Below are 25,055 nucleotides of genomic sequence, written 5' to 3'. Positions count from 1 at the left end.
CCAATACCACACGTGCTGCCGACCAACCTGGTTCAGATCCGCCGTTCGGGGGAACCGCCGCCCCAGCTCTGCGGTCGGCCCACCTGATCGTCCGCGCGGCCGACCGCCTGTGCCCCTCAGACCTCGGGACGCAGCATCGGCGGATTGAGCAGGGTGGCGCCGCCCGCCCGGAAGAGCTGCGCCGGCCGCCCGCCCTGGCGCGTGGTCGTTCCTCCGGTGGGCACGAGGAATCCAGGGGTTCCGGTGACCTTGCGGTGGAAGTTGCGCGGGTCGAGGGCCACCCCCCACACCGCTTCGTACACCCGGCGCAACTCGCCGACGGTGAACTCGCTCGGGCAGAACGCGGTGGCCAGCGACGAGTACTCGATCTTGGATCGGGCCCGCTCCACCCCGTCGGCGAGGATCTGGGCGTGATCGAAGGCGAGCGGCGCCACGGGCTCGCCGTCTCGGCCGTAACCGCCCTGCTGCAGCAGCTCCTCCACCGGTGCCCAGCGCGCGTTGCTGGCGTCGCCTCCCGCACGCGGGGCGGGCAGGTCGGGCGCGAGCGCGAGGTGCGCGACGCTCACCACACGCATGCGCGGGTCCCGCTTGGGGTCTCCGTAGGTGGCGAGCTGCTCGAGATGAGCCCCGTTGTCCTGGGCCGGGGCCGAGGGGTCGTGTGCACACAGCCCGGTCTCCTCGGCGAGCTCGCGCGCGGCCGCCTGGGAGAGGTCCTCGTCGGCCCGTACGAACCCTCCGGGCAGCGCCCAGCGCCCTTGGAACGGGGGCTCGCCCCTGCGGACCGCCAGCGCACACAGGGCATGACGGCGCACGGTCAGCACGACCAGGTCCACGGTGACGGCGAAAGGCGGAAAGGCTGACGGGTCGTAGGGCATGCCGCGATCATAGTCGTCTGCCTGACGATAAACACTCCCTTCCCCGGCCGCATCGATGGTGATTCCACTTTCGTTCTGGTATGGCGCGCAGCACCGGCTCCCGTTCTTGCTTCCCTGGTGTCGTACGAGGTCACACTCCCGGTTGCAGGCCGCCCCCCGCCTCGACCATGGCGAGCCCCAGTCGGCTGATGCGCACGGCGAAGGGGAGGCGCCGGCGACGCGCAGCCCGGTCAGGCCGCGTTCGCCGAGCGGCGCGCTGCGCACGGGTCGCAGGGGTGACCGTGCGGGCTGGGGTGTCGGGGCGGATGCCCGCGAGCGCGGTGAGCATCATGATCCCCGAGGCTGCCGCGGTGGCCGCCGGCCGGCAGGCAGGCCGCAGGGTGCGGGAGGGGAGTGCTTCCGGCGTGGCGCTGTTCACCGGCGAGCATCTCCGGCAGCCGGCGGCCGAAGGGTTCTGCCGCTTCCAGCAGGCAGCTCGGGCACCGGTCGACTGCCGCGTGGTGTGCGCACCGACGGGGCTGCTTCGGGCCGACGGCCGCGGCCTGGGGCCCGGCGCAGGCACCGGCGGCCTGCCCTGGCCCGGGGCCGCAGCCAACGCTGGTGACCTGCCCTGCCTTGGGACCGGGGCCGATGCCGGTGATCTGCCCCGGCCTGGTCCTGGATCCGACGCCGGTGGTCTGTCGTGGGCTGTCGCGGAGTTCGTCCCAAGGTCCCTGGGTGACGGCGGCGAGCCGATGGCCTCCCGTGCGATGACATCGGCACCGTCCAGCGACGACCACTCGCGCGGGTCCCGGGGCGGACGTTCGTCGTAGGCGGCGGTGGGCGGAGTCGGCTGCTGGTGCATGGGGTGGCTTCCTCCGCGCTCGCGGCGCCTCGAACATGCTGGGCGATCCGTGGGACGCCCCCTCGGACAAGGGGCGTGCGGCGGCAGGGGCCGTCCTGGCGTTCCGCCACTCAGGTGAACGGAAGGGGGCTCGTGCGGGTCACGGCCCGCGTCGGGGAAGCCGACCGAATGGCGGCGCAAGAGCCGGACGGTGCCGCTCAGGGCGGTCACGAGCCGCTTCCACCAACGGACGCGAAATCGGCCCTCGTAGGCGCCCCGAGCAGTCCGGGATGACCGATGGACCCGGCCGGCCAGGAGGCCCAGTAGTGCACCACCGCCGCGGCCGCCGCACCGGCTCGCGCGAGATCGGTTCCGGAGCAGCCTCCGGGGGCGGGCGCCGCACGCCGCAGACTCCGTCGATGCGCCGGGCGTCTTCCCCGGGCAGACCTGCTAGACCGGGTACCCGCCGGTATTCCCCCGCAGGGCGATCACCCCTCCCCTTCGGGCTTCCGGTGGTCGTTCTTCGACGGGGCTGCGCCGGTCGTGGTGCCTTCCGCCACACGCGTGCGCGCGCTGCCGAGGCCGCGGCTGCCGGGGCGCGAAGGTTCGGCCGTCGACGGGCCGGGATGGGAACCGGCCGGCCTCCGCCGTCCGCCCGTGAGCCCGGCCGCGCGAGGGGCATCGCCGCCGTCGGCCGGTCGCACACGGCGCCGTCGGCGCGTGCCCGTCTCTCGGCCCCCTTGGGCGCCGCCCTGGTCGTCCGCTCGGGCGGTCGCTGTTGCGTCTTCGGTTGCCGGGAGCTCGGCGCGAGCCGTCTTCTTCTCCGTGTGCGGCTGTGAGCCGGTCTCCGCCGCCACCCGGTCCACACGGTCCGCCCGGTTCGCCCGGTTCGCACGCAGGCAGCGGCGGACCGCTTCAGGGTCGAGGCCTTCGTTGCAGGCCTGGTGCAACAGCCGGGCGAACAGATAGTCGGGATCCGCGCCCAGCGCCATGGCCAGCGCCTCACGGGCCTCCAGCTCGTCACCCGTCGACCAGGCGACCCAGCCGGCCAGGGTCAGCGGGGCCGCGGCGTGTTCGCCGTAGGGTCCGACGCAGCGCCGGGCCAGGGCCCGCCAGAGCCGGAGGGCAGGACCCGCCTCGTCGCCCTCCATCCACGCGGCCGCACGGTCGCGGGTCGTGCGGTCCTGGAGCCCGAGGATCAAAGTCGCCGCCTCGTCGTGTGCGAGCAGGCGGTCGTCGCGCAGGTCCTCCGGATGCGTGCCGGACACCGGTGCCGCGGCGGCGAAACGGTGGATGATGCGCTCGGCGAGGCCCAGGGTCTCCTCCGCAACTTCCGCGCGGGACGCCTCGTCGAGAATGCGGGGCACCAGGGTCATACCGGCCGCGTCCAGGGCGATCTCCTGTTCCAGGGCCGCGGTCGTCTCCCAGGGCTGTAGCCTGGCACGCAACTCCCTGAGCGTGCCGCGCACTTGGATGCCGGCGTAGGTGGCCGCGGCGGCCAGGACGGAAGTGCCGGGGAGGCCCATCGGCGAACCGTCCTCGGGGCAGCAGCTCTCGATCGGGCAGCAGTACGACCAGAAACGGCCGTCGGAGATGCACAGGGCCTCGATGACCGGCACGTCGAGCTCGCCGCACTGGGTGCGCAGCAGGTGGGCCAGCCGCTCGAGCCGTCGTTTGACGTCGCGACCGGACTCTCCCGGGGCCGGTTCCTGGCAGACGTAGGCCACCATCTGTTCGGGCCGGGCGCCGCGCCGTTCACTGCCGGTCACCAGTCCGTGCGCCAGCTGGCGTGCAGCCGCCTCCCAGTCCTCCTCGTTCGCCGGGATGCCGAGCCTGGCCCTGCCTCCGAACCTGCCCCGGCCTTCGCGGTCGTGCAGGGCCACCAGCACCATGCTGTCCTCCGGCCGGTAGCCGAGGAGGTAGGGCAGGGCGTCGGCCAGCTCGGCGGGGGTGCGCAGCGTGACCTGCGTGTCGTGCGCAGACGGGCCGGTGAACGGGGCCTGTCCCGAGATGTCGCTGTTTTCGAATGGTCCGGTGGTTTCGCTGTGATTCGTCATGCGGCAGACGATCTCGCGGATTTTGCGATTCCGGTTGAACCTGTGGACAAGTCGGATCAGGGACACGACAAGACCGTCCCGATTGTCCACAGCCCGGGGCAGTGGCCCGCCCGCTTGTCGGTCCCGTCCTGTTGTATGGGACGCATGGAGCACACGAGCAACGCGGATCTCCGGGCGCAGGCGGACGCCGTCCTCGCCCGGCTCGTCGGGGATGCCACGGGCGAGGCCCGGCTGCGCGAGGACCAGTGGCGGGCCATCGAGGCGCTGGTCGCCGAGCGGCGCCGGGCCCTGGTCGTGCAGCGCACGGGGTGGGGCAAGTCCGCGGTGTATTTCGTGGCGACCTCGCTGCTGCGGGCCAGAGGCAGCGGACCCACGGTGATCGTCTCGCCCCTGCTCGCGCTCATGCGCAATCAGGTGGAGGCCGCGGCCCGGGCCGGCATCCACGCCCGCACCATCAACTCCTCCAACACCGAGGAATGGGACGCCGTGCAGGTCGAGATCGCGGCCGGCGAGGTCGATGTCCTGCTCGTCAGCCCGGAGCGGCTGAACAATCCGGACTTCCGCGACCAGGTTCTGCCCAAGCTGTCCGCCGCGACCGGCCTGCTGGTCGTGGACGAGGCCCACTGCATCTCCGACTGGGGTCACGACTTCCGTCCCGACTACCGGCGGCTGCGCACCATGCTCGGCGACCTCCCGCCCGGTGTCCCCGTACTGGCCACCACCGCCACGGCCAATGCCCGGGTGACCGCGGATGTCGCCGAGCAGCTGGGTACCGGCGGTACCTCGGACGCCCTGGTGCTGCGCGGGCCGCTGGACCGGGAGAGCCTCAGCCTCGGCGTGCTGCGGCTGCCGGACGCGGCGCACCGGATGGCCTGGCTCGCCGACCACCTCGACGACCTGCCGGGCTCCGGCATCGTCTACACGCTCACCGTCGCCGCTGCCGAGGAGGTCACCGCGTTCCTGAAACAGCGCGGGCACACCGTCGCCTCGTACACGGGCAAGACGGAAAACGCCGAGCGTCAGCAGGCCGAGGACGATCTGCTCGCCAACCGGGTCAAGGCGCTGGTCGCCACCTCCGCGCTCGGTATGGGCTTCGACAAGCCCGATCTCGGCTTCGTGGTCCACCTCGGCTCCCCCTCCTCCCCCATCGCCTACTACCAGCAGGTCGGCCGGGCGGGCCGCGGCGTCGAACACGCCGAGGTACTGCTGCTGCCGGGCAAGGAGGACGAGGCGATCTGGCAGTACTTCGCGTCGCTCGCCTTCCCCTCGGAGGAACTGGTCCGGCGCACCCTCGACGTCCTCGCCCGGGCGGACGGCCCCCTGTCGCTGCCCGCGCTGGAGCCCCTGGTCGAACTGCGCCGCTCCCGGCTGGAGACGATGCTGAAGGTCCTCGACGTGGACGGAGCGGTCCGCCGCGTCAAGGGCGGCTGGATCAGCACCGGGCAGCCCTGGTCGTACGACACGGAGCGCTACGACTGGGTGGCCCGGCAGCGGGCGGCCGAGCAGGAGGCGATGCGCGCCTACGCGGCCACTACCGAGTGCCGGATGGAGTTCCTGCAGCGCCAGCTGGATGACGAGGGTGCCCAGCCCTGCGGCCGCTGCGACAACTGCGCCGGACCGCGCTTCACCGCCGACACGTCGATGGCGGCGGTGGACGCCGCACGCAGCGACCTGGGCCGGGCCGGCGTCGAGGTGGAGCCCCGCCGCATGTGGCCGACGGGCCTGCCGGCCATCGGCATCGATCTCAAGGGACGCATTCCGGCCGGTGAACAGGCCTCTTCGGGGCGGGCTCTGGGTCGACTGTCGGACATCGGCTGGGGCAACCGGCTGCGTCCGCTTCTCGCACCCCAGGCGCCGGACACCGCTGTGCCGGACGACGTGGCGCGGGCCGTGGTCGGTGTCCTGGCCGACTGGGCGAAGGGCCCCGGCGGCTGGGCTTCGGGGGCGTCCGACGCCCAGGCCCGGCCGGTGGGCGTCATCACTGTCGCCTCGCGAACCCGGCCCTTGCTGATCCACTCCCTGGGCGCCCGGATCGCCGAGATCGGCCGGCTGCCACTGCTCGGCTCCGTGGAGTACGCCGAGGATGTGCCGCGGGTGTCGCGCAGCAACAGCGCGCAGCGGCTGAAGGCCCTCGACGGTGCGCTGACGGTACCGCTCGCCCTCGCTTCGGCGCTCACCGCAGCCGACGGCCCCGTGCTGCTGGTCGACGACTTCACGGAGACGGGCTGGACCCTCGCGGTCGCGGCACGGCTGCTCAGAAAGTCCGGCGCGCGGGCGGTATTGCCGCTGGTCCTGGCCGTCCAGGGCTGACCGGGCACCCGCCGCGACATCTGTACGGGACTCGGCCCGACACCTCAGGCGTCATCGGGCTTACCTTTGGGTAGGGATATTAGCCACGCACCACCAGATAACAGTCGGTGGCGCCAATTGCTCGTTGCCGCATCCAAGTTCGGCAGGAAGAATTGAGGTCCGCTCCCCGCACGGCTAGTCCGTGATCGGTTGGGCTCTGCTGCGGTGCGCGGTCCCTCGAATCCGACCTCGCCCGCAGTATGGGCGCGTAGCCGAAGGGAGGAACGTGACCTTCGGATTCGCCTCGTCCTCGGCGGCCTCGTTGTCGACCTCCGTGTCCGCCGCTTCCGCCAGTCGTCTGCTCGAGCCGGCCGAATGGGCCGCAGCCGGAATCCCTCTGCTGCGCAACCCCCGTGAGGTCGTCAGCGGGCTGCACGCCCGCCATCGGCCGAGGCCCTCCACGGCGATCGTGGCGGTGCTCGATCCGGACGAGCGGCTGTGCGCCAGCGCGTCGTTCACACGTCGTCCGGCCCCGGCCGACGGCTGGATGTTCCGCAACGCGCTGCTCGCCCAGCTGCGCCGGGTGATTCCGCACGACCTGAGACGCCGGACCCCGGTGCGCACGGCCATCCTCGTCTACTGCCGTGAGGGCGACGCGCGTTGGACGGAGGAGGACGGCGCCTGGATGTGGGGCCTCCGTGACGCCTGCACCCTGCACGGGCTGCGATGCGGGGCGTACATCACACTGACCCACGACGGCTGGCATGTGCTCGGCGAAGGACGCAGCGGCCGCCGTCCCAACGCCGACTCCACACCGGAACCCTTCGCCACGTCCGAGACCCCGCCGCTGGCACCGCGCACCGGCGGCCCGGTCTCAGAGGTCCTGCGCCGCGCGGCGGCTCGCTGAAGGGCCCCACAGGTGCCCGCGCCCGACCATCGGCCGGCCACCGCCCTGCCCACACCGACGGCGAGCCGACCGTTCACCACTCGACCGCCAGGACGCCGCGCCGCACCAGGCCGTGTGGTGGCCGGAGGAACGCAAGGGTCGCCCGTGACCGAAGCGGCGTAAGGGCCATACCGTGCCCGGGGGACACGGGGCTGTGCCGCGCCAAGCAAGCCGACGGTTCGGACTCGACAGGCCGGCGGCGTGAGCCGGGGTCCCGTCTCCGCCCTGCAACCGCTGCTCCGCACTCGGCGTCCTGGCGTAGTGCCGGGAAGCCGTCCACGAGCCGAACGGCCGCCGTCGTGCGGGCATGCCCATGGCCACGCCGTGCGGATTCCACCGGAGCGGATCCTCGTCACCCCGGAACCCCGAGGTACGTCGGAGTCGGCTCAGACGCCTGCGCCCAGCACCGAATTGATCTGCTGCGGGTCGCCGCAGACGATCAGCAGGGCACCGGCCCGGGTGTGAGCCAGCGGAAGGACCGAGGCAGCAGCGGAAGCAGGGCCCCCGTTGACGGCCACGACGACCACGGGACGAGACGCGGCGCGGGATGCGACGGCGGCGTCCGCATAGAAGACGTCGTCACCGGCGTCGTGCTGCGCCCAGTAGGAAGTTTCACCGAAGGACAGCTCGTGCTCCGCCCACGGGTGCTGGGACCCAGTGGTGATCACGAGTACGTCGCCGGGGGCGCGGCCCGAGTCCAGCAGCAGGTCCACCGCCTCCTCGGCGGCGTCGAGCGCGCCCTCGGCCGAGGCCGGGATCAGCTGGATCTGCGGGGTGGCCGCCGCGGCGGCGGAAGCGGCCGGGCCGGACGGGCCCGGCTTGGCCGGAGCCGCGTCACGCGGCGTGCGCTGCACCGGCGGGGCCGGCCGCGGAGGGCCGGGACGACCGGGGCGGGACGGAGCCGCGGGGCGGGGGCCGGGTACGGGGCGGGGGGTCGGCGCGGTACGGCCGCTGGCCGGAGTGGCGCGGGGACCCTGGGCACTCTCGTGAATCTGAGGCTCCTCGGGAATGAGAGGCATGAGCTGATATTTATCAAACATTGGTGCGGCGCGGGTGACCGGGTGACACATCAGTGCGAGCGGAACCGTCAGAAATCGAAGCCGAGCTGACCCTCGATTTCCGGAACGCTTCCGTCCGCCCAGCTGCGGACCTTCTTGAGGTGCCGCCACTGAGGCAACGCATCAAGATACGCCCACGACAAACGGTGGTGCGGGGTGGGCCCCCACTCCTCCAGCGCGGCCTTGTGCACGGGCGACGGATACCCGGCGTTGTCCGCAAACCCGAAGTGTGCATGGTCGACACCCAGTTCGGCCATCATTTTGTCGCGCTGGACCTTGGCGATCACCGATGCCGCAGCGACGGCCACACACGACTGATCGCCCTTGATCACCGTGCGCACCCTCCAGGGTGTGCCGAGGTAGTCGTGCTTCCCGTCGAGGATCACGGCGTCGGGGCGGACCGGTAGGACGTCCAGGGCGCGGACCGCGGCGAGCCGCAGCGCGGCCGTCATCCCCAGGTCGTCGATCTCCTCGGGAGAAGCATGCCCCAGCGCATAGGCCGTCACCCACGTCTGCAGGACCTCCGCCAGTTCCGTGCGCCGCTTGATCGTCAGCAGCTTGGAATCGGTCAGCCCCTCGGGCGGGCGGCGGAGTCCGGTGATCGCGGCGCAGACGGTGACAGGTCCGGCCCAGGCACCGCGCCCCACCTCGTCGAGACCGGCAATGACCTTCGCTCCGGTCGTGGCGCGCAGGGAGCGCTCGACGGTGTGGGTAGGCGGTTCGTACGGCATGGCGCCCTTAGGGTACGCCGCCGGGGTCGTCGGCCGACACCCCGGTCGCCCCACTGCCGCACGGATCGCCACCGCCCGGGATCAGCTTCCGTAGGGCCGCAGCAACGGGAGCATCAACTGGTCGATCATCTCTTCGAGATCCCGATCGCTCCATTCACTGGCGCACATCTTCGAGCGGTACATCATCATGGCTGGGATGGCGTCGAAGACATAGCCGTTGGCCGCATCCGGACGCACCTCGCCCCGCTCTATTCCGCGGGTGATGACCTCACCAAGGAGTTTGACGGTCGGCTCCACCACCCCTCCGGCGATCACCTCGTGGAAGCGTTCCGCCTGGGCCTGATCGCACTCGTGAATCACCGAGCGCAGCGCCACACCCGGGGGCGAGAACATGATCTGCCGCACCTCGCGACACAGAGCGAGGAGGTCCTCGCGCACACTGCCGAGGTCCGGGGCCGTGTCGACCCGTGGCAGTCCGGCGACCAGAGCGTCCGCGACGAGGTCCTCCTTGGAGGGCCAGCGGCGATACACCGCGGCCTTGCCGGTCTGCGCACCGGCGGCGACTCCCTCCATGGTCAGGCCTTTCCAGCCGACCTCACCGAGCTGCTCCAGCGCGGCGTCGAGGATCGCACGCTCCAGCACCACTCCGCGCCGACGAGGGGAAGCCGCCCGATCGGGAGCGGCCGTCCAGCGCGAGGTAACCATCTGTGTCCCTCCAACAAGGGAAGCGGGGATTCCGGGGGAAGGGTGCGCCGCGCCGCAGCAACAGGGGGACGCAAAGCGGGGCGCAGGATTAAGTGAACGGTTGCGTTCACTGTTGCGGACTCACTACCGTGGACGCGACAGTGAACGCGAGCGTTCACTAACGCCTTTATGGGGGACCCATAGTGACGACCTCTCAGCTGCTTCAGGAACCAAAACCGGGCGTGGCCCGCCGGGAGGGGCATCCCGGCATCGCACTCACCGTCATCGCGGCCTGCCAACTCATGGTGGTGCTCGACGCGACGATTGTGAACATCGCGCTCCCGCACATTCAAGACGCACTCAAGTTCAGTACTACGGACCTGACTTGGGTGGTCAGCGCCTACACGCTCACCTTTGGCGGCCTGCTGCTGCTCGGTGCGCGGGCCGGTGACATCCTCGGCCGCCGCCGGGTCTTCATCACCGGCATCCTCCTGTTCACCTTCGCCTCCCTGCTGGGTGGCCTCGCCCAGGAACCCTGGCAGCTGCTGGCCGCACGGGCCCTGCAGGGCGTGGGCGGCGCGATCGCCTCGCCCACGTCGCTGGCGCTGATCACCACGACCTTCCCCGAAGGCCCGGAACGCAACCGGGCCTTCGGTGTGTTCGCCGCCGTGTCCGCGGGTGGCGGCGCCATCGGCCTGCTGGCGGGCGGCATGCTCACGGACTGGCTCGACTGGCGGTGGGTCCTGTTCGTCAACGTGCCGATCGGCGTGCTGATCGCCTCGCTCGCGCCGCTGTACATCAACGAGTCCCAGCGGCATCCCGGGCGCTTCGACATCACGGGTGCGCTGACCTCGACGGCGGGCATGGCCTCGCTCGTCTACGGGTTCATCCGCGCCTCGGAGAACGGCTGGCGGGACGACCTCACCCTCGGCTCCTTCGGCGCGGCCCTGGTGCTGCTGGTCGCCTTCGTCCTCACCGAGGTACGGGCGAAGGAGCCGATCACCCCGCTCAGGATGTTCGCGGACCGCAACCGCTGGGGCACCTACGTGATCATGTTGAGTCTCGCCGCGGCGATGTTCGGCATGTTCTTCTACATCGTGCTGTTCGTACAGGACGTACTCGGCTACAGCGCGATCAAGGCCGGTCTGGCCTTCCTTCCTGTGACGGTCGCGATCGCGGTCGGGGCCGGACTGTCCCAGCGCTTCCTTCCGGTGCTCGGCCCGAGGCCGTTCATGATGGCCGGCACGGGGCTCGTGGTGATCGGGCTGGCCTGGCAGACCTTCATCCGGCCGGACAGCTCCTACGTCGGCGGCGTACTGGGGCCGATGCTGGTGTTCGGTTTCGGCATGGGCCTGAACTTCGTGACGGCCACGGTCACGGCGGTGTCCGGCGTCGCCCAGCACGAGGCGGGTGCCGCCTCCGGACTTCTCAACGCCATGCAGCAGGTGGGCGGTTCGCTCGGACTGTCCATCCTGACGACCGTGTTCGGCTCGGCCGCCAAGGACGAGACGAAGAAGCAGTTGCCGAAGTTCCTCGCCAACGGCACGCCGGAGCAGCAGGCCCACTTCGCCAAGACGCACCAGCTGCCCGCGCCCTGGGGACACGAGGTGCTCGCCCACGGCATCTCCACCGCCTTCGTGCCGGCTGCCGCGATGGCCGGGGTCGCGTTCCTCACCTCCTGGCTGGTGATCAGGGTCCGCAAGAGCGATCTCGATTCCCTCGCCGGCGTGGCCGGCCCGGGCATCGGCTGACCCGTCCCGAGCCACACGGAGCCACAGTCGGCCGGACCGCCGCCCTGGGATGGACGGCACACGCGACGGTCCGGCCGACCGCACCCCGGCCGCCGACGCCGACAGGAGCACCAGGACGGGAACCACCACCGCCACTGCCACCAGGTAGGCCATCTCCACCCCTCCGACCGCCGCTCTCCGCCTGTCCGCCGACCTGCCGCCGTAAGCCGCGGCGTACGGCAGACGCGTACGACGGACATGGGAGGAACGGGTCGCGGTCACGGAGAGTTCCCGACAGACACGGAGAGTCTCCAGGTCCGCCTGCCCGGTCGCGAAAAGCACCGGCTCGGGACACGAGATCGCACCCGTACGCCCGGGCCACCGCCGCCGGACCCCGTCAGAGCCCGGTCGGCACCCAGTCCGGCAGCACTTCGCAGCGTTCCACCCACTCGGCGGGCGGTGTCCCGGCCTTGCCGGAGGCGAGCACACCCCCCACGATCGCGCAGGTCGTGTCCACATCGCCGCCGACCCCGGCCGTCGTCCAGAAGGCCGTCTCGAAGTCGCCCAGGCTCCGCGCGGCCGACCAGAGGGCGAAGGGAACGGTGTCGTGGGCGGTCGTACGGCGTCCGCAGCCCAGCACCGCCGCGACGGTGCCCGCGTCGCCGTAGTCGAGCATGTCCCGGGCGCGCCGGAGTCCCTGGCCGACGGCACTCTTCGGCACCAGGGCGATGACGCCGTCGAGGAGCGCCTCCGGGCTGGGCGGTCCGTCCGGCGAGCCGGCCAGCGCCGCCGCGGCAGCCACGGCCATGGCGCCGACGACGGCCTCACGGTGCTGGTGGGTGGGGTAGGCCGAGATCTCCGCCTGGTGGGTCGCCTGTTCCGGATCGCCTGCGTACCAGGCGCCGAGGGGCGCGATCCGCATCGCGGCTCCGTTGCCCCAGGACCCCCGTCCGTTGAACAGTGCGGCGGCCAGCTCACGCCAGTCCTCGCCCTCCCGGACGAGTCTCAGCAGCCGGTTGACCGCGGGGCCGTAGCCCCGGTCGAAGTCGTGGTGCTCGGCGAAGGAGCGGGCCAGTGCGTCCTGGTCGATGCGCCGGTGGGCGGCGAGGACGGCCACCACGGAGCAGGCCATCTCGGTGTCGTCCGTCCACTGCCAGGGCCCCGCGGGCAGTGCGCGTCGCTTCAGCAGGGGGTAGTTCGCCGGGACGAAGAACTGGGAGCCCAGGGCGTCCCCCACGGCCAGTCCGCGCAGGCTCGCCAGGGCGCGCTCCAGGCATCCGGAGGAAGAGGAGTCAGCGGTCATCGCTCCGCCACTCTATCCGTTCGCCCAGTACGGCACCGGTTTCCGCCAGCGCTCGAAGGGCCGGTCGAGCGTGTACTTGCCGTCGTCCCCGAGCACGAGCATCCGCATCTCGGCGTTCCCGGGGTTGGACAGTGACTCGAATTCCGCGACCGTCCAGTGGAACCAGCGCATGCAGAACAGTCGCATCGCCAGTCCGTGTGTCACCAGGAGGACGTTCGGTGGGTGGTCCGGGGCCTCGAAGCTGCGGAAGAGACTCTCCAGGAAGCCGCCGACCCGGTCGTACACGTCGGCGCCGGACTCGCCCTGCGGGAACCGGAAGAAGAAGTGGCCGTACGCGTCGCGGTAGGCCTTCTGCAGGCGCACGTCGTCGCGGTCCTGCCAGTTGCCCCAGTCCTGTTCGCGCAGCCTCGGCTCCTCCCGGACCCGTATGAGGTCGGGGTCGAGGTGGAAGGCGCGGAGTGTCTCGTGCGTCCGGCGGTACGGGGAGACGTACACGCTCACGCGTTCCCGGGCGAAGAGCTCCCGGAGCTCCTTGCCGGTCTCCTCCGCCTGCCGCCAGCCGCGCTCGGTCAGCGCGAGAGCGTGGTCGGGCTCGCGCTCGTACACGGAGTCGTCGACGTTGCCCGTGGACTCGCCGTGCCGGACAAGGACGATGCGCCGTGGTCGTGCCATGCCAAAACCCTAGATCGAACGAGGGAGGATCGAGCACCCGTACCGGCCCCATACGGCGTAGGTCACACAAATCCCGCTGCCAGGGCCGTTCCCGGGCCCGTTGAGTCGCACCTCCAGGCCGTGAGTTTGGTATTCAAACGTACGACGGTGGCCTCAGACCGTCCAGGACGGCTCAAGCTCCACGATGTCACCGGAGAGCGCCGCGACGTCGGCCTCGGTCTGGGCGCGCAGCGCGAGACGTTCCACGCGCTCGGTACGGTACTTGCCGTGCTCGGCCGCCGACCGCCACATCGACAGGACCAGGAACTCCTGTTCCGGCGCCTCGGCGAACATGCCGCGGATCATGCCGGGCGAACCGGCCATCGCGGGGTTCCAGACCTTCTCCTGCATGAGCGTGAAATGCTCGACGCGCTCCTCGTGGATCCGGCACAGGGCCACACGGATCAGATCGGAGTCGGTGAACCGCGGCTCGAAGCCCGTCTTCACATCGAAGCGGTACTCGAAGAGCTTGACCTGCGCGTCCTTGAACGTGCCGGACTGGGCGGCCGCCAGGCGGTCGTGCGAGCGGGCCATGAAGGAGTCGTAGAAGGCACGGCTCTCCCAGAAGGCGAAGATGTGCGCCACCCCCGGCCGCTGCCGGCTCCACCCTCCACCCTGCCCCCGGAAACCCGGCTCCCCCAGAAGCCCCGCCCATTTCCGCTGCCCCCGCTCGAAGCCGCGGCGGTCCACCACGGTGCAGCGAATCCACTTGACCAGCACCGCGCCATCGTAAGGCCACCGGGCGTGGCGTCGGTCACGCTACGGCGGAGATCGCCCGCGCGTGCGCCCCGCGCGCGTGGCACGATGGACAAGGAGCCCTGACTGCACCCGAGTTGGGGAGTGAGGCAGCCACCAGGGGGAAGGGGAAGCCCGTTGACCGGCTTCAGCAAGGGAATCGGCAAGGTCGAGGTCGGGCTCAAGTGGGACCCCAGTCCTGCGGGTCAGCCGCCCACCGATCTCGACCTCGTCGCCGGGACGTTCCTGTCGGGCGACCCGTACGGGACCCCGGCCTATGTGGTGCACTTCGACAGCCGCTCACCGGACGGCACGATCTTCCTCAACCGGGACAGCACGGACGGCAGGGGCTTCGGCTGGGACGAGGTCATGACGCTGGAACTGGACCGGCTCGACGGCCGGTACGCGCGCGTGGTGGTCGGTGTCGTCATCCAACAGCGGTTCGGCCGCAGGACGTTCGTCAACGTGCTGAATCCGGCCATGCGCATCCGGGTGGACCGCTACACCGTGCTCGCCCAGGACGACTTCGGCTCGGTCCTCGGCGCGACGGCGGCCACGATCGCGGAATTCGTCCGTGACGACTCCGGGGAGTGGAGCTTCCGTCCCGGCGTGCACGGCTTCGAGGAGGACCCGGCGACCTTCACCCGGGTCATGGGCAGGGCCCAGTAGCAGTAAGGGGCGCCGGCCTCAGCCGGCGCCCCTTACTTCACTTCAGAAAACGCGCTTCATCAGCTGCAGCCGCTGGTCGAGCCGCAGCCCTCGCAGATGTAGCAGGAACCGGCCCGCTGCATCTTCGTACCGCAGGAGAAGCACAGCGGGGCGTCGGCCTGGATGCCCAGCTGCATCTCCACCAGCTCGGCGCTGGTGTGGGCCTGCTTCGGAGCGGGCTTGGCCGCCTCGGACTCGGCCTTCGGCGTGGCGACGGCCTTCAGCTCCTGCGTGCGCGGCGCGGACTGGGCCAGACCCTCGACGTCGACCTCGTCCTCGTTCGGCTCGTAGGAACCGGTCTCCAGGTGCCGCTGACGCTCCTCGGCGGAGTGGATACCGAGCGCGGAACGGGTCTCGAAGGGCAGGAAGTCCAGCGCCAGGCGGCGGAAGATGTAGTCGACGATCGACTGCGCCATCCGCACGTCCGGGTCGTCCGTCATGCCGGCCGGCTCGAAGCGCATGTTGGTGAACTTCGAGACGTACGTCTCCAGCGGCACGCCGTACTGGAGGCCGACGGAGACCGCGATGGAGAAGGCGTCCATCATGCCCGCGAGGGTCGAGCCCTGCTTGGACATCTTCAGGAAGACCTCGCCGAGACCGTCGTCCGGGTAGGAGTTGGCGGTCATGTAGCCCTCGGCGCCACCGACGGTGAAGGAGGTGGTGATCCCCGGGCGGCCCTTGGGGAGGCGCTTGCGGACCGGGCGGTACTCGACGACCTTCTCGACCTTGGTCTCGACGGCTGCGGGCTCCTCGGCCTTCTTCTCCTCGGTCTCCTTCTTCTTGGCCGACAGGGGCTGGCCGACCTTGCAGTTGTCGCGGTAGATCGCGAGCGCCTTGACGCCCAGCTTCCAGGCCTCGAAGTAGATCTCCTCGACCTCCTCGACGGTCGCCGTCTCCGGCATGTTGACCGTCTTGGAGATGGCGCCGGAGATCCACGGCTGGATCGCGGCCATCATGCGGACGTGGCCCATCGGGGAGATGGCGCGCTCGCCCATGGCGCAGTCGAACACCTCGTAGTGCTCGTGCTTCAGGCCGGGGGCGTCGATCACGTTGCCGTGCTCGGCGATGTGGGCGACGATCGCCTCGATCTGCTCCTCCTGGTAGCCCAGGCGGCGCAGGGCCTGCGGGACGGTGCCGTTGACGATCTGCATCGAGCCGCCGCCGACCAGCTTCTTGAACTTCACGAGCGCCAGGTCGGGCTCGACACCGGTGGTGTCGCAGGACATCGCGAGACCGATGGTGCCGGTCGGGGCGAGGACGGACGCCTGGGAGTTACGGAAACCGTTCTTCTCACCGAGACGGACGACGTCCTGCCAGGCCTCCGTGGCGGCGGCCCACACCGGGGTGTCCAGGTCGTCCATGCGGACGGCCTTGCCGTTGGCGTCGGCGTGCTGCGCCATGACCCGCTTGTGGGCGTCGGCGTTGCGGGCGTAGCCGTCGTACGTGCCGACGACCGCGGCCAGCTCGGCGGAGCGGCGGTAGGCCGTACCCGTCATCAGGGAGGTGATGGCGCCGGCGAGAGCGCGGCCGCCGTCGGAGTCGTAGGCGTGGCCGGTGGCCATCAGCAGGGCGCCGAGGTTGGCGTAGCCGATGCCGAGCTGGCGGAACGCGCGCGTGTTCTCGCCGATCTTCTGGGTCGGGAAGTCCGCGAAGCAGATCGAGATGTCCATCGCGGTGATGACCAGCTCGACGACCTTCTGGAAGCGCTCGGTCTCGAAGGACTGGTTGCCCTTGCCGTCGTCCTTCAGGAACTTCATCAGGTTCAGCGAGGCCAGGTTGCAGGACGTGTTGTCCAGGTGCATGTACTCGCTGCACGGGTTCGACGCGGTGATCCGGCCGGACTCGGGGCAGGTGTGCCAGTTGTTGATGGTGTCGTCGTACTGGATGCCGGGGTCGGCGCAGGCCCAGGCGGCCTCGGCGATCTTGCGGAAGAGCGCCTTGGCGTCGACCTCCTCGATGACCTCGCCGGTCATACGGGCGCGCAGGCCGAACTTGTCGCCCTCCTCGACCGCCTTCATGAACTCGTCGTTCACGCGGACCGAGTTGTTGGCGTTCTGGTACTGGACGGAGGTGATGTCGTCGCCGCCCAGGTCCATGTCGAAGCCCGCGTCGCGCAGGACACGGATCTTCTCCTCTTCCTTGACCTTGGTCTCGATGAAGTCCTCGATGTCGGGGTGGTCGACGTCGAGCACGACCATCTTGGCGGCGCGGCGGGTGGCACCACCGGACTTGATGGTGCCGGCGGAGGCGTCGGCGCCGCGCATGAAGGAGACCGGACCGGAGGCGTTGCCGCCGGAGGACAGCAGTTCCTTGGAGGAGCGGATGCGGGAGAGGTTCAAGCCGGCACCGGAGCCGCCCTTGAAGATCATGCCCTCTTCCTTGTACCAGTCGAGGATCGACTCCATGGAGTCGTCGACGGACAGGATGAAGCAGGCGGAGACCTGCTGGGGCTGCGGGGTGCCCACGTTGAACCAGACGGGGCTGTTGAAGCTGAAGATCTGGTGCAGGAGGGCGTAGGCCAGCTCGTGCTCGAAGATCTCGGCGTCGGCGGGCGAGGCGAAGTACTTGTAGTCCTCGCCGGCCTTCCGGTACGTCTTCACGATGCGGTCGATCAGCTGCTTGAGGCTGGTCTCGCGCTGTGGGGTGCCGACGGCACCGCGGAAGTACTTGCTGGTGACGATGTTGACCGCGTTCACCGACCAGAAGTCGGGGAACTCGACGCCACGCTGCTCGAAGTTGACCGAGCCGTCGCGCCAGTTGGTCATGACGACGTCACGGCGCTCCCACGACACCTCGTCGTACGGGTGTACGCCGGGGGTGGTGTGGATGCGCTCGATGTGCAGTCCCTTGTTACCCGCCTTGGTGCCCTTGGCTCGGGAACCTCGTGCCGGACCGCTCGCCGTCTCTGTCATGCCGCCTCCCTGTACGGGCAAAAACGCCCTGAAGTGCCCCGTTTGTTCCCGTGGCACGGTGTTCTGTCTTGTGTTGCGGGCACCCTCAGCTGCCGCCCGCAACAGGTCTTCGGTCGCCGCTTCCCGGCCGGAACCGGCTCTCCTCCGGATTCCGGCCCGCCGGTCAGTCGGCGGCGTGGGCGGGCACGCGGACCTGAGTGGTCCCGCCGGGCCCGCGGTCGTCTTCCTGGCTCCCCGCTCCCGCGACTTCCTCGTCCGCGGCGGGGCCTCGCGTCGCCTCCCTCAGCTCCGCGATGGCAGCCTCGAAGTCCTCGAGCGAGTCGAACGCCCGGTAGACGGAGGCGAATCGCAGATAGGCGACGAGGTCGAGCTCCTGCAACGGGCCGAGTATGGCCAGCCCCACGTCGTGGGTGGTCAGCTCGGCGCTTCCGGTGGCCCGCACCGCCTCCTCGACCCGCTGGCCGAGCTGGGCGAGTGCGTCCTCGGTGACAGGCCGTCCCTGGCATGCCTTGCGCACGCCGTTGATGACCTTGGTACGACTGAAAGGCTCGGTGACCCCGGACCGCTTGATCACCATGAGCGAGCACGTCTCCACGGTCGTGAAACGACGGGAGCAGTCAGGGCACTGGCGGCGCCTGCGGATCGACGTGCCGTCGTCGGTCGTACGACTGTCGACCACACGGCTGTCGGGGTGCCTGCAGAAGGGGCAGTGCATGATCTCCAACCCTCCTCACAGCAGACTCAAAAACCTCACGAGCCACATGGGCCCCGCGAAGCAGCCCTAAGCATAGGCGATCGCCGAGCCGCCTCAGACCCGGGGGACCACAACTTCTGGGCCGGTGTAGCCATCCAACCACTAGATGTGGGGATTGGCTCATACACCGAGGCCAAATCGCGTGTCGCGAGAAACGGAAGCGGACGCCGACCTGCAGACGGCCCGCAGAGACACGCGGGCGCAGAGCCGTATCGCTGTGAGGCTTACGGAGATACCGTGGGCGCCGCACGGAGGACGCGTGGGACTCCGGCACAGAAGACACCCGGAGCCCGGACGAGTTGGTTCCGGATGGCAGACTGGGGCAGCGGCCCACGAGGTCGGCTACTCCAGCGGTGAAGAGTACAACAATGGGCGCTTTTGCCCGCCAGGTGGCGTGTCGGCGATACACCCAGACACATGATCGCGTCAGGTGAATCGCACTTTTTCACTCGAACGTGTGTTTGGCGCAACCTTTCGAAAGCAACTACCGTTGTGCAGCAGGGAGACCATCGAGAGGGGCCGACGTGACCACCACCGCAGACAGTGCCACCATCACCGCCCAGGACCGCTCCCAGGGACGAGTCGAGCCGGTACACGTGATGAACGAAGCCACGAATCCCGAGGGACACAAGCGCTCCCTGCCGGGCCGACCTCCAGGCATCCGGGCGGACAGCTCCGGGCTCACCGACCGGCAGCGCCGGGTGATCGAAGTCATCCGGGACTCCGTACAGCGGCGCGGTTACCCGCCGTCGATGCGGGAGATCGGCCAGGCCGTCGGCCTCTCGAGCACCTCCTCGGTCGCCCACCAGCTGATGGCGCTGGAGCGGAAGGGCTTTCTGCGCCGCGACCCGCACCGCCCGCGCGCGTACGAGGTCCGGGGCTCGGACCAGGCCGTGACCGTGCAGCCCACGGACACCGCCGGCAAGCCCGCCGCGTCGTACGTCCCGCTGGTCGGCCGCATCGCCGCAGGTGGCCCCATCCTCGCGGAGGAGTCCGTCGAGGACGTCTTCCCTCTCCCCCGCCAGCTCGTCGGCGACGGTGAACTGTTCGTGCTGAAGGTCGTCGGTGACTCCATGATCGAGGCCGCGATCTGCGACGGCGACTGGGTCACCGTCCGCCGTCAGCCGGTCGCCGAGAACGGCGACATCGTGGCGGCGATGCTCGACGGCGAAGCCACCGTCAAGCGCTTCAAGCGCGAGGACGGCCATGTCTGGCTCCTCCCGCACAACGCGGCCTACGAGCCGATCCCCGGCGACGACGCGACCATTCTGGGCAAGGTCGTCGCGGTGCTGCGGCGCGTGTGACGCCTGCGGCGGGCGGGCCGCACGGCCGGCTCGCTCCCTGACCGGGCCCCGGAACCCCTGCGCCGGTTCCGGGGCCCTGCTGTGTCCAACGCGGTCCCCTGAGTTTGTGCATCGTGGGCCGGCTTGACCGGCGCCGGTCAGGCCGGCCCACGATCACTTCGCCTCGGCCTGCCGCGCTTCCGCGGCCTGCGCCGCCGCGTCGATCGCCGCGAGCGACTTGCGCACCTGGTTACGGTCCGTGGTGTACCAGAAGTCCGGCAGTGACGCCTTGAGATAGCCGCCGTACCGTGCCGTGGCCAGCCGCTGGTCCAGTACGGCGACCACGCCCCGGTCCCCCGACGCGCGGACGAGCCGGCCGGCGCCCTGGGCCATGAGCAGGGCCGCGTGGGTGGCGGCCACCGCCATGAAGCCGTTGCCGCCCGCGTCCTCCACCGCCTTCTGCCGGGCGCTCATCAGCGGATCGTCGGGACGAGGGAACGGGATCTTGTCCATGACGACCAGCTGACAGCTCGGGCCGGGCACGTCGACGCCCTGCCACAGGGACAGGGTGCCGAACAGGCAGGTCTTCGGGTCGGCCGCGAAGTTCTTGATCAGCTCACCGAGGGTCTCCTCGCCCTGGAGCAGGATCGGGAACTCGGGAATCCGGGAGCGCAGCTCCTCCGCCGCGAGCTGCGCGGCCCGCATGGACGAGAACAGCCCGAGGGTGCGGCCACCGGCGGCCTGGATGAGTTCGGTCAGCTCGTCGAGCATGTCGGAACGCTCTCCATCACGCGCAGGGCGGGAGAGATGCTTGGCGACATAGAGGATGCCCTGCCTGCGATAGTCGAAGGGCGAGCCGACATCGACGCCCTTCCACTTCGGCAGGTCCTCACCCTCCACACCCTCGGGGCCGAGGCCCAGGGACGCACCGACGCCGTTGAAGTCACCGCCCAGCTTGAGGGTCGCGGAAGTGAGGACGACGGCGCGGTCGGCGAAGAGCTTCTCCCTGAGCAGGCCCGAGACCGACATGGGAGCGACCCGCAGGGACGCACCGAAGCGGTCGTGCCGCTCGTACCAGACGACGTCCCACTCCGAGCCGTCCAGGACCCGCTCCGCCACGTCGTGGACCGTCTCCACCGAGGCCAGCGCCTGCTTGCGGACCGCGTCCTCGTCCTGCACCGACTTGTCGCGCGTCGCACCGATCGCGGAGATGACCGTCCGGGCGGCGTCCCGCAGCGCCATCAGGGCGTAGCCGAGGTCCTCCGGAATCTCCTCCAGACGACCGGGCAGGGCCAGCTCCATCAGCCGCTCGAAGCCCTCGGCAGCGGTCTGGAGCTGATCGGCGGCCTTCTCGTTCACCAGCTTGGCGGCGCGGCGCACCGCCCGGTTGACCTGGCCGGGCGTGAGCTCGCCGGTCGCGACGCCGGTGACCCGTGAGACGAGCTCATGGGCCTCGTCCACGATCAGCACCTCGTGCTGCGGGAGCACCGGCGCGCCTTCGATGGCGTCGATGGCGAGCAGCGCGTGGTTCGTGACCACGACTTCGGCGAGCTTGGCACGCTCGCGGGCCATCTCCGCGAAGCACTCGGCGCCGTACGCGCACTTCGACGCGCCCAGACACTCCCGCGACGACACAGACACCTGCGTCCAGGCGCGGTCCGACACGCCTGGAGTGAGGTCGTCCCGGTCGCCCGTCTCCGTCTCGTCCGACCAGTCCCGCAGCCGCAGGAGGTCCTGGCCCAGCTTGCTGGTGGGCGCGGCGGCCTCGAACTGGTCGAAGAGGCCGTCCTCCTCGTCCTGCGGCATGCCCTCGTGCAGGCGGTGCAGGCACAGGTAGTTCGACCGGCCCTTGAGCATCGCGAATTCCGGGCGGCGGCGCAGCAGCGGGTGCAGGGCCTCGACCGTGCGCGGCAGGTCGCGTTCCACGAGCTGGCGCTGCAGTGCGAGTGTGGCTGTCGCGACGACCACCCGTTCCCCGTGCGCGAGCGCCGGCACGAGATAGCCGAGCGACTTACCGGTGCCGGTGCCGGCCTGGACCAGCAGGTGGGATCCGTCGTCGATCGCCTCGGCGACCGCTTCGGCCATGGTCACCTGGCCGGGGCGCTCCGTGCCGCCGACAGCGGTGACAGCGGCATGGAGGAGTTCGGGGAGTGAGGGCTTCGTCATAGCCCGACCACCCTACGGCCCGGCACTGACAAACGGGCGGTCAAGACGGAGAGGGAGGGCGGGATCACGGCCGGGCTCCTGAGGGAAATCGGCTTCGAGAATTTTCTCGGAACGCGGGAACTCCAGCGACCCGAGCTTCGTACTACATGTGAGCGCACAGTCACACAGCGCTACAGAACATCGCGCAGGACTCGGTCCCGGATCATGAGGGCGGCCCGCTTGCCGGGCAGGTCGACCTCGTCCGCGTACCGGAAGCCGGCGCTCAGGAACGCTGCGACGGAGGGGGTGTTGCGAAGATCGGGTTCCGCCACGACACGTGCGCAGGCGGGGCGCCGGTCCAGGATCAGGTCGGCTACGGCGCGGAGCAGGGCGGATCCCAGCCCCCGCCCTCGATCCGCCGCTCCGCCGACGAGGAGGTGGATCCCGGTGTCGTGTGGACGAGCCGGATAGTGGCGGGCCAGCGGATCCAGGTCTGCCCGGTAGATCTCCCAGTAGCTCATCGGTGTGCCGTCCAGCACGCCCAGACAGGGCATGCTGCGTCCGTCGCCGTCGAGTTGGGCGCGCAGGTGGTCCTCCGTCCGGTTCTGGGGCCCGGCCAGCTCCCAGAATTCCGCGACGGCGGGGTCGTTCATCCAGCGATGGATGAGTGGCAGGTGTTCATCGATACGGACAGGAACCAGTTGGAAGGAGCCGACGCGAGTGACCACCGGGCCCCACGTGGGGAGCTGGTCCAGGAGGTAGGCCGTGCCTCCGGCGAACAGCGCGAGGAACTCGGGGGGCAGATGCAGGTCCAGCGTGTCCTCGCAGTCCCCGTCGTCGTCCTCGACGGCGAACCCGGTGAACGGGGCCCGCAGGGCACCCATGCTGTCCGCTCGGGGGCCGGCGGCGCTCCCCCACGCTCGGCTTCGCTCGCGCGGGGGCACCCCCAGGTGGGCAGGGGCGCCAGGGCCGGCGGGGGCTCCCGGACGGGCGGGGCCGGAGCCGGCGTTCGCGTCGGTGGGAGGCATGGTGCGCTCCTCTCAGGAGACGAGGTGGGTCATGGTCCTCGGAAGTGCGGAGAGACGGTTCGATTCGCTCAGGAATGAAGGGGGTTGGCGATGGTGACGTAGACGGACTGTGTGTCGACCGGGCCGACGAGTTCGTCGAGGCCGTGCAGCCGGGTCAGCAGGTTGGCCTTGCACCGCAGCACGGGCGAGTCGAGCAGGCGGCGGGGCAGGGAGGTGCGCAGGGCGTTGGGTCCTGCGGCGACGTCGGTGAGGAAACGGCGGAAGGCCGCGAGGAGGAGTCGTTCGTCGGCCAGGCCTTGGGAGCCGAAGGCACCGATCAGGCCCAGCACGTTGTTGATGGCGAGGTAGTAGGCGAAGCGTTCGTCGGTGACCTCGTCGGAGACGAAGGTGTCGCTGCGCTCACCGATACCGGGCAGCCGGGCAGCCAGTTCGGCTCGCCTGGACTCGCGGAAGTAGTAGCCCTGGTTGTCGCGGTAGTAGCCGCCGGCGGGCCAGCCGTCGCCGTCGAGCAGAAGCAGGGTGTTCTGCTGGTGGGCTTCGAGGGCGATGCCGGCCTCGCTGTCCAGCCAGAGTACGGGGCGGACGACCTGCTCCAGGTAGCGCAGGAACCACTCCGCGGCAACGGCTCCGACGGGCCGCCCGGTGCGTGCGGCGAGCCTCGCCACGAGCTGGGCCAGCAGGGAACGCATGGGCCGGGGCGACTGCTGGATGCAGAAGCTGCCTTCGGGTTCGGGAACGGGCCTGGGCGAGACCAGTCCGGCGACACAGCCGACGTTGTCGGTGGGACTGAACGGGTTGTGCCTGATCATCACGTCGAGTCCGGGCACGGGCCGGCCGTCCGGGTCGTCGACGGCGAGCCAGGCCGGGTCGCGGACGATGTCGAAGCCGGGGTGTACGGCCTGCCATTGCTTGAAGAGGCCGGTGCGCAGCAGCCGGTGCACCTCGACTCCCCGATGGAGTTCCTTGCGCAGGTTCTCCCGGCGGGAGTTGGTGATGCGCAGTCCCAGAGACAGCTTGAGCATCGCGGGGGCGCCGGATCGGTGGACCGTGCGCACGGAGGACGTGGGATGCCAGTCGGTGCCGAGGGGACCGAGGTCACGGAGGAGACCGGAGTCGAGCAGGGCCGCGACGGGTTCGCGATGGCGCAGCTCGCGGACCTGCCACGGGTGCAGGGGGAGGGCGGCATGGCCGTCGGGCAGGAGCAGGTCGGTTGCGGCGAGGCGCCGGGTGAGGTGGCCGGCGGGGACGGGACGGCCGCGCTCGGTCCAGGCCGAGTCGGTTGCGAGGAGGGAGGGGGCGACAGCCATCCAGTGCAAGGGGAAGGAGCCACGCAGCTCTGGTGAGTAGCGGCGGGCTTCCGTCTCGGTCAGGCCTTCCCGGCTCTTGGGGGTCGGGTGCAGGGGGTGTCCGAGGAGGAGGGCCTGCTCGGCGGAGAGGAAGCGGTCGGGCGCGTCGGTGGGGTGCTCGCGCCGGTCGCGGATGAAGATCGCGGTGCGACGGAGGGAGTCGGCCACCCTGGCCACGAGATCGCCGTCGCCGCGGGGGCCGGCTGCACTGGGGTCCTGGGCGCGAGGGGTGCTGCCCGTGTCTCCGGCTGTTTCCCGGGCGAGCAGTGCCGCCAAGGTGACGGCGTCGACGGCCGGGGCGTCCTCGGGGGCGCTGGTCAGGCGTGGTGGACCGAAGCGGTGCGTGCCGGTAGGCGACCAGTAGCGGACCGGCACTAGCAGGGAGACGCCGCTGACCGGAAGGGGGAGGCGGAGAGTCCCGCTGGTGGGGGCGGCGAGGTTGGTCTCGCGTACCCAGCACCGCAGCAGGCTCTCCACGGCGGCGGCCTGGGCCGCGATCTGCGGGTCGGGATGTTCCAGCAGGTCGGCGCCGGGCTCGGTCACACGGGTGAGATCCGCGGTGCGTCTCTTCTGCTGGGGAACCGACTCGGCGAGCGGCACGGGAGGAGCCGGGGTGGCGGAGTCTCCCTGTTCCTCGGGAGCGCCGGAGCTGCCGTCGGGAGTGGGAGTGGCGTTCATGACGGCTCCTCGTGGCTGGCTTGGGTGGTGCTGGGCTCGTGCCGTCGCTCGGGCACCGTTCCCTCGCGCCGAAGGGTCTCGGCGGCGTCGACGGTGGGCTCGGCCGCGTCGAAGGGCCAGGTCGGCGGGGAGAGCGAGCGTGGGCGAGAGGGCTGGGGGTGGGTCATGGGAGCCCGTTTCGGCCTGAGCGTCCTTGGAAGGAGATGCAGTTGGATGAGCAAGGTCAGGGTTCGGAAGGCTGGTGCCGGCTTCGAGGGCC

Annotated in this window: 19 protein-coding genes and 1 pseudogene; 5 read left to right on the top strand and 15 right to left on the bottom strand. The window is 70.4% G+C overall.

Going from position 1 to position 25,055, the window contains the following annotated elements; all coding sequences use genetic code 11:
• Nucleotides 1–116: 116 nt before the first annotated feature.
• From ACZ418_RS28715 to ACZ418_RS28705, 3 genes and pseudogenes are all read right to left on the bottom strand, one after another.
• Entirely contained in the window at nt 117–875 is a 759-nt protein-coding gene (locus ACZ418_RS28715; RefSeq protein ID WP_351208985.1) for an NUDIX hydrolase, read from the bottom strand.
• 130 nt (nt 876–1,005) lie between these two features.
• A pseudogene (locus ACZ418_RS28710) lies at nt 1,006–1,345 on the bottom strand (glycogen debranching N-terminal domain-containing protein); the annotation flags it as partial.
• 841 nt (nt 1,346–2,186) lie between these two features.
• Nucleotides 2,187–3,755: a DUF4192 domain-containing protein gene (locus tag ACZ418_RS28705; RefSeq protein WP_468368544.1), complete on the bottom strand. Its 1,569-nt coding sequence runs from the start codon at nt 3,753–3,755 to the stop codon at nt 2,187–2,189.
• A 144-nt stretch (nt 3,756–3,899) separates the two neighbouring features.
• On the opposite strand from ACZ418_RS28705, the gene ACZ418_RS28700 reads away from it, so the two are divergent.
• Nucleotides 3,900–6,065: a RecQ family ATP-dependent DNA helicase gene (locus ACZ418_RS28700; RefSeq protein WP_468368542.1), complete on the top strand. Its 2,166-nt coding sequence runs from the start codon at nt 3,900–3,902 to the stop codon at nt 6,063–6,065.
• Between the two features lie 265 nt (nt 6,066–6,330).
• On the top strand, nt 6,331–6,951 hold the full coding sequence (locus ACZ418_RS28695) for a hypothetical protein (protein ID WP_468368540.1): 621 nt from the start codon (nt 6,331–6,333) through the stop codon (nt 6,949–6,951).
• Between the two features lie 425 nt (nt 6,952–7,376).
• On the opposite strand, the gene ACZ418_RS28690 is transcribed toward ACZ418_RS28695, so the two are convergent.
• The 3 genes from ACZ418_RS28690 to ACZ418_RS28680 form a co-directional block, all read right to left on the bottom strand.
• On the bottom strand, nt 7,377–8,009 hold the full coding sequence (locus ACZ418_RS28690; protein WP_468368537.1) for a hypothetical protein: 633 nt from the start codon (nt 8,007–8,009) through the stop codon (nt 7,377–7,379).
• A gap of 68 nt (nt 8,010–8,077) precedes the next feature.
• A complete protein-coding gene (locus ACZ418_RS28685) occupies nt 8,078–8,779 on the bottom strand; it encodes a ribonuclease HII (RefSeq protein ID WP_468368535.1) in 702 nt (233 codons plus the stop codon).
• An 81-nt stretch (nt 8,780–8,860) separates the two neighbouring features.
• The gene (locus ACZ418_RS28680) at nt 8,861–9,484 is read right to left on the bottom strand and encodes a TetR/AcrR family transcriptional regulator (RefSeq protein ID WP_468368532.1); all 624 of its coding nucleotides are present in this window, start codon (nt 9,482–9,484) and stop codon (nt 8,861–8,863) included.
• Between the two features lie 182 nt (nt 9,485–9,666).
• Between ACZ418_RS28680 and ACZ418_RS28675 the strand changes: the two genes are divergently transcribed.
• Complete coding sequence (locus tag ACZ418_RS28675) at nt 9,667–11,214, top strand: MFS transporter (RefSeq protein WP_468368529.1); 1,548 nt, start codon at nt 9,667–9,669, stop codon at nt 11,212–11,214.
• Nucleotides 11,215–11,590: 376 nt separating this feature from the next.
• On the opposite strand, the gene ACZ418_RS28670 is transcribed toward ACZ418_RS28675, so the two are convergent.
• The 3 genes from ACZ418_RS28670 to ACZ418_RS28660 all read right to left on the bottom strand — a co-directional run bounded on the left by ACZ418_RS28670 (nt 11,591) and on the right by ACZ418_RS28660 (nt 13,927).
• Nucleotides 11,591–12,496, bottom strand: coding sequence for an ADP-ribosylglycohydrolase family protein (locus ACZ418_RS28670; RefSeq protein WP_468368526.1), 906 nt, complete (start codon nt 12,494–12,496; stop codon nt 11,591–11,593).
• 12 nt (nt 12,497–12,508) lie between these two features.
• The gene (locus ACZ418_RS28665) at nt 12,509–13,168 is read right to left on the bottom strand and encodes a histidine phosphatase family protein (RefSeq protein ID WP_468368523.1); all 660 of its coding nucleotides are present in this window, start codon (nt 13,166–13,168) and stop codon (nt 12,509–12,511) included.
• Nucleotides 13,169–13,321: 153 nt separating this feature from the next.
• On the bottom strand, nt 13,322–13,927 hold the full coding sequence (locus tag ACZ418_RS28660; protein WP_468368520.1) for a YdbC family protein: 606 nt from the start codon (nt 13,925–13,927) through the stop codon (nt 13,322–13,324).
• Nucleotides 13,928–14,080: 153 nt separating this feature from the next.
• On the opposite strand from ACZ418_RS28660, the gene ACZ418_RS28655 reads away from it, so the two are divergent.
• On the top strand, nt 14,081–14,611 hold the full coding sequence (locus ACZ418_RS28655; RefSeq protein WP_468368518.1) for a TerD family protein: 531 nt from the start codon (nt 14,081–14,083) through the stop codon (nt 14,609–14,611).
• Nucleotides 14,612–14,670: 59 nt separating this feature from the next.
• Here ACZ418_RS28655 and ACZ418_RS28650 read toward each other — a convergent pair whose 3' ends face one another.
• Both ACZ418_RS28650 and nrdR read right to left on the bottom strand, forming a co-directional pair.
• Nucleotides 14,671–17,562, bottom strand: a complete 2,892-nt coding sequence (locus ACZ418_RS28650; RefSeq protein WP_468368516.1) for a vitamin B12-dependent ribonucleotide reductase — start codon at nt 17,560–17,562, stop codon at nt 14,671–14,673.
• A gap of 163 nt (nt 17,563–17,725) precedes the next feature.
• The gene (gene nrdR, locus ACZ418_RS28645; RefSeq protein ID WP_468368513.1) at nt 17,726–18,277 is read right to left on the bottom strand and encodes a transcriptional regulator NrdR; all 552 of its coding nucleotides are present in this window, start codon (nt 18,275–18,277) and stop codon (nt 17,726–17,728) included.
• A gap of 563 nt (nt 18,278–18,840) precedes the next feature.
• Between nrdR and lexA the strand changes: the two genes are divergently transcribed.
• The gene (gene lexA / locus ACZ418_RS28640; protein WP_055710152.1) at nt 18,841–19,620 is read left to right on the top strand and encodes a transcriptional repressor LexA; all 780 of its coding nucleotides are present in this window, start codon (nt 18,841–18,843) and stop codon (nt 19,618–19,620) included.
• Between the two features lie 153 nt (nt 19,621–19,773).
• On the opposite strand, the gene ACZ418_RS28635 is transcribed toward lexA, so the two are convergent.
• From ACZ418_RS28635 to ACZ418_RS28620, 4 genes are all read right to left on the bottom strand, one after another.
• Nucleotides 19,774–21,765, bottom strand: coding sequence for an ATP-dependent DNA helicase (locus ACZ418_RS28635; RefSeq protein WP_468368510.1), 1,992 nt, complete (start codon nt 21,763–21,765; stop codon nt 19,774–19,776).
• A gap of 170 nt (nt 21,766–21,935) precedes the next feature.
• The gene (locus ACZ418_RS28630) at nt 21,936–22,772 is read right to left on the bottom strand and encodes a GNAT family N-acetyltransferase (protein WP_468368507.1); all 837 of its coding nucleotides are present in this window, start codon (nt 22,770–22,772) and stop codon (nt 21,936–21,938) included.
• A 68-nt stretch (nt 22,773–22,840) separates the two neighbouring features.
• Nucleotides 22,841–24,796: an IucA/IucC family protein gene (locus ACZ418_RS28625; protein WP_468368504.1), complete on the bottom strand. Its 1,956-nt coding sequence runs from the start codon at nt 24,794–24,796 to the stop codon at nt 22,841–22,843.
• Complete coding sequence (locus tag ACZ418_RS28620) at nt 24,793–24,963, bottom strand: hypothetical protein (RefSeq protein ID WP_468368502.1); 171 nt, start codon at nt 24,961–24,963, stop codon at nt 24,793–24,795. The genes ACZ418_RS28625 and ACZ418_RS28620 overlap by 4 nt, the downstream gene beginning before the upstream one ends.
• Between the last annotated feature and the right edge of the window lie 92 nt (nt 24,964–25,055).

The sequence above is a fragment of the Streptomyces sp. NPDC030820 genome (genome assembly GCF_055572075.1).
The sequence above is the reverse complement of the archived record's forward strand: the minus strand, read 5'-3'. Positions and strand labels throughout refer to the sequence as shown.

Coding starts and splice junctions, on each gene's coding strand:
- ACZ418_RS28715 (WP_351208985.1), bottom strand. CDS start 875: ATGCCCTACGACCCGTCAGCCTTTCCGCCTTTCGCCGTCACCGTGGAC.
- ACZ418_RS28705 (WP_468368544.1), bottom strand. CDS start 3,755: ATGACGAATCACAGCGAAACCACCGGACCATTCGAAAACAGCGACATC.
- ACZ418_RS28700 (WP_468368542.1), top strand. CDS start 3,900: ATGGAGCACACGAGCAACGCGGATCTCCGGGCGCAGGCGGACGCCGTC.
- ACZ418_RS28690 (WP_468368537.1), bottom strand. CDS start 8,009: ATGCCTCTCATTCCCGAGGAGCCTCAGATTCACGAGAGTGCCCAGGGT.
- ACZ418_RS28685 (WP_468368535.1), bottom strand. CDS start 8,779: ATGCCGTACGAACCGCCTACCCACACCGTCGAGCGCTCCCTGCGCGCC.
- ACZ418_RS28680 (WP_468368532.1), bottom strand. CDS start 9,484: ATGGTTACCTCGCGCTGGACGGCCGCTCCCGATCGGGCGGCTTCCCCT.
- ACZ418_RS28670 (WP_468368526.1), bottom strand. CDS start 12,496: ATGACCGCTGACTCCTCTTCCTCCGGATGCCTGGAGCGCGCCCTGGCG.
- ACZ418_RS28665 (WP_468368523.1), bottom strand. CDS start 13,168: ATGGCACGACCACGGCGCATCGTCCTTGTCCGGCACGGCGAGTCCACG.
- ACZ418_RS28650 (WP_468368516.1), bottom strand. CDS start 17,562: ATGACAGAGACGGCGAGCGGTCCGGCACGAGGTTCCCGAGCCAAGGGC.
- nrdR (WP_468368513.1), bottom strand. CDS start 18,277: ATGCACTGCCCCTTCTGCAGGCACCCCGACAGCCGTGTGGTCGACAGT.
- ACZ418_RS28635 (WP_468368510.1), bottom strand. CDS start 21,765: ATGACGAAGCCCTCACTCCCCGAACTCCTCCATGCCGCTGTCACCGCT.
- ACZ418_RS28630 (WP_468368507.1), bottom strand. CDS start 22,772: ATGCCTCCCACCGACGCGAACGCCGGCTCCGGCCCCGCCCGTCCGGGA.
- ACZ418_RS28625 (WP_468368504.1), bottom strand. CDS start 24,796: ATGAACGCCACTCCCACTCCCGACGGCAGCTCCGGCGCTCCCGAGGAA.
- ACZ418_RS28620 (WP_468368502.1), bottom strand. CDS start 24,963: ATGACCCACCCCCAGCCCTCTCGCCCACGCTCGCTCTCCCCGCCGACC.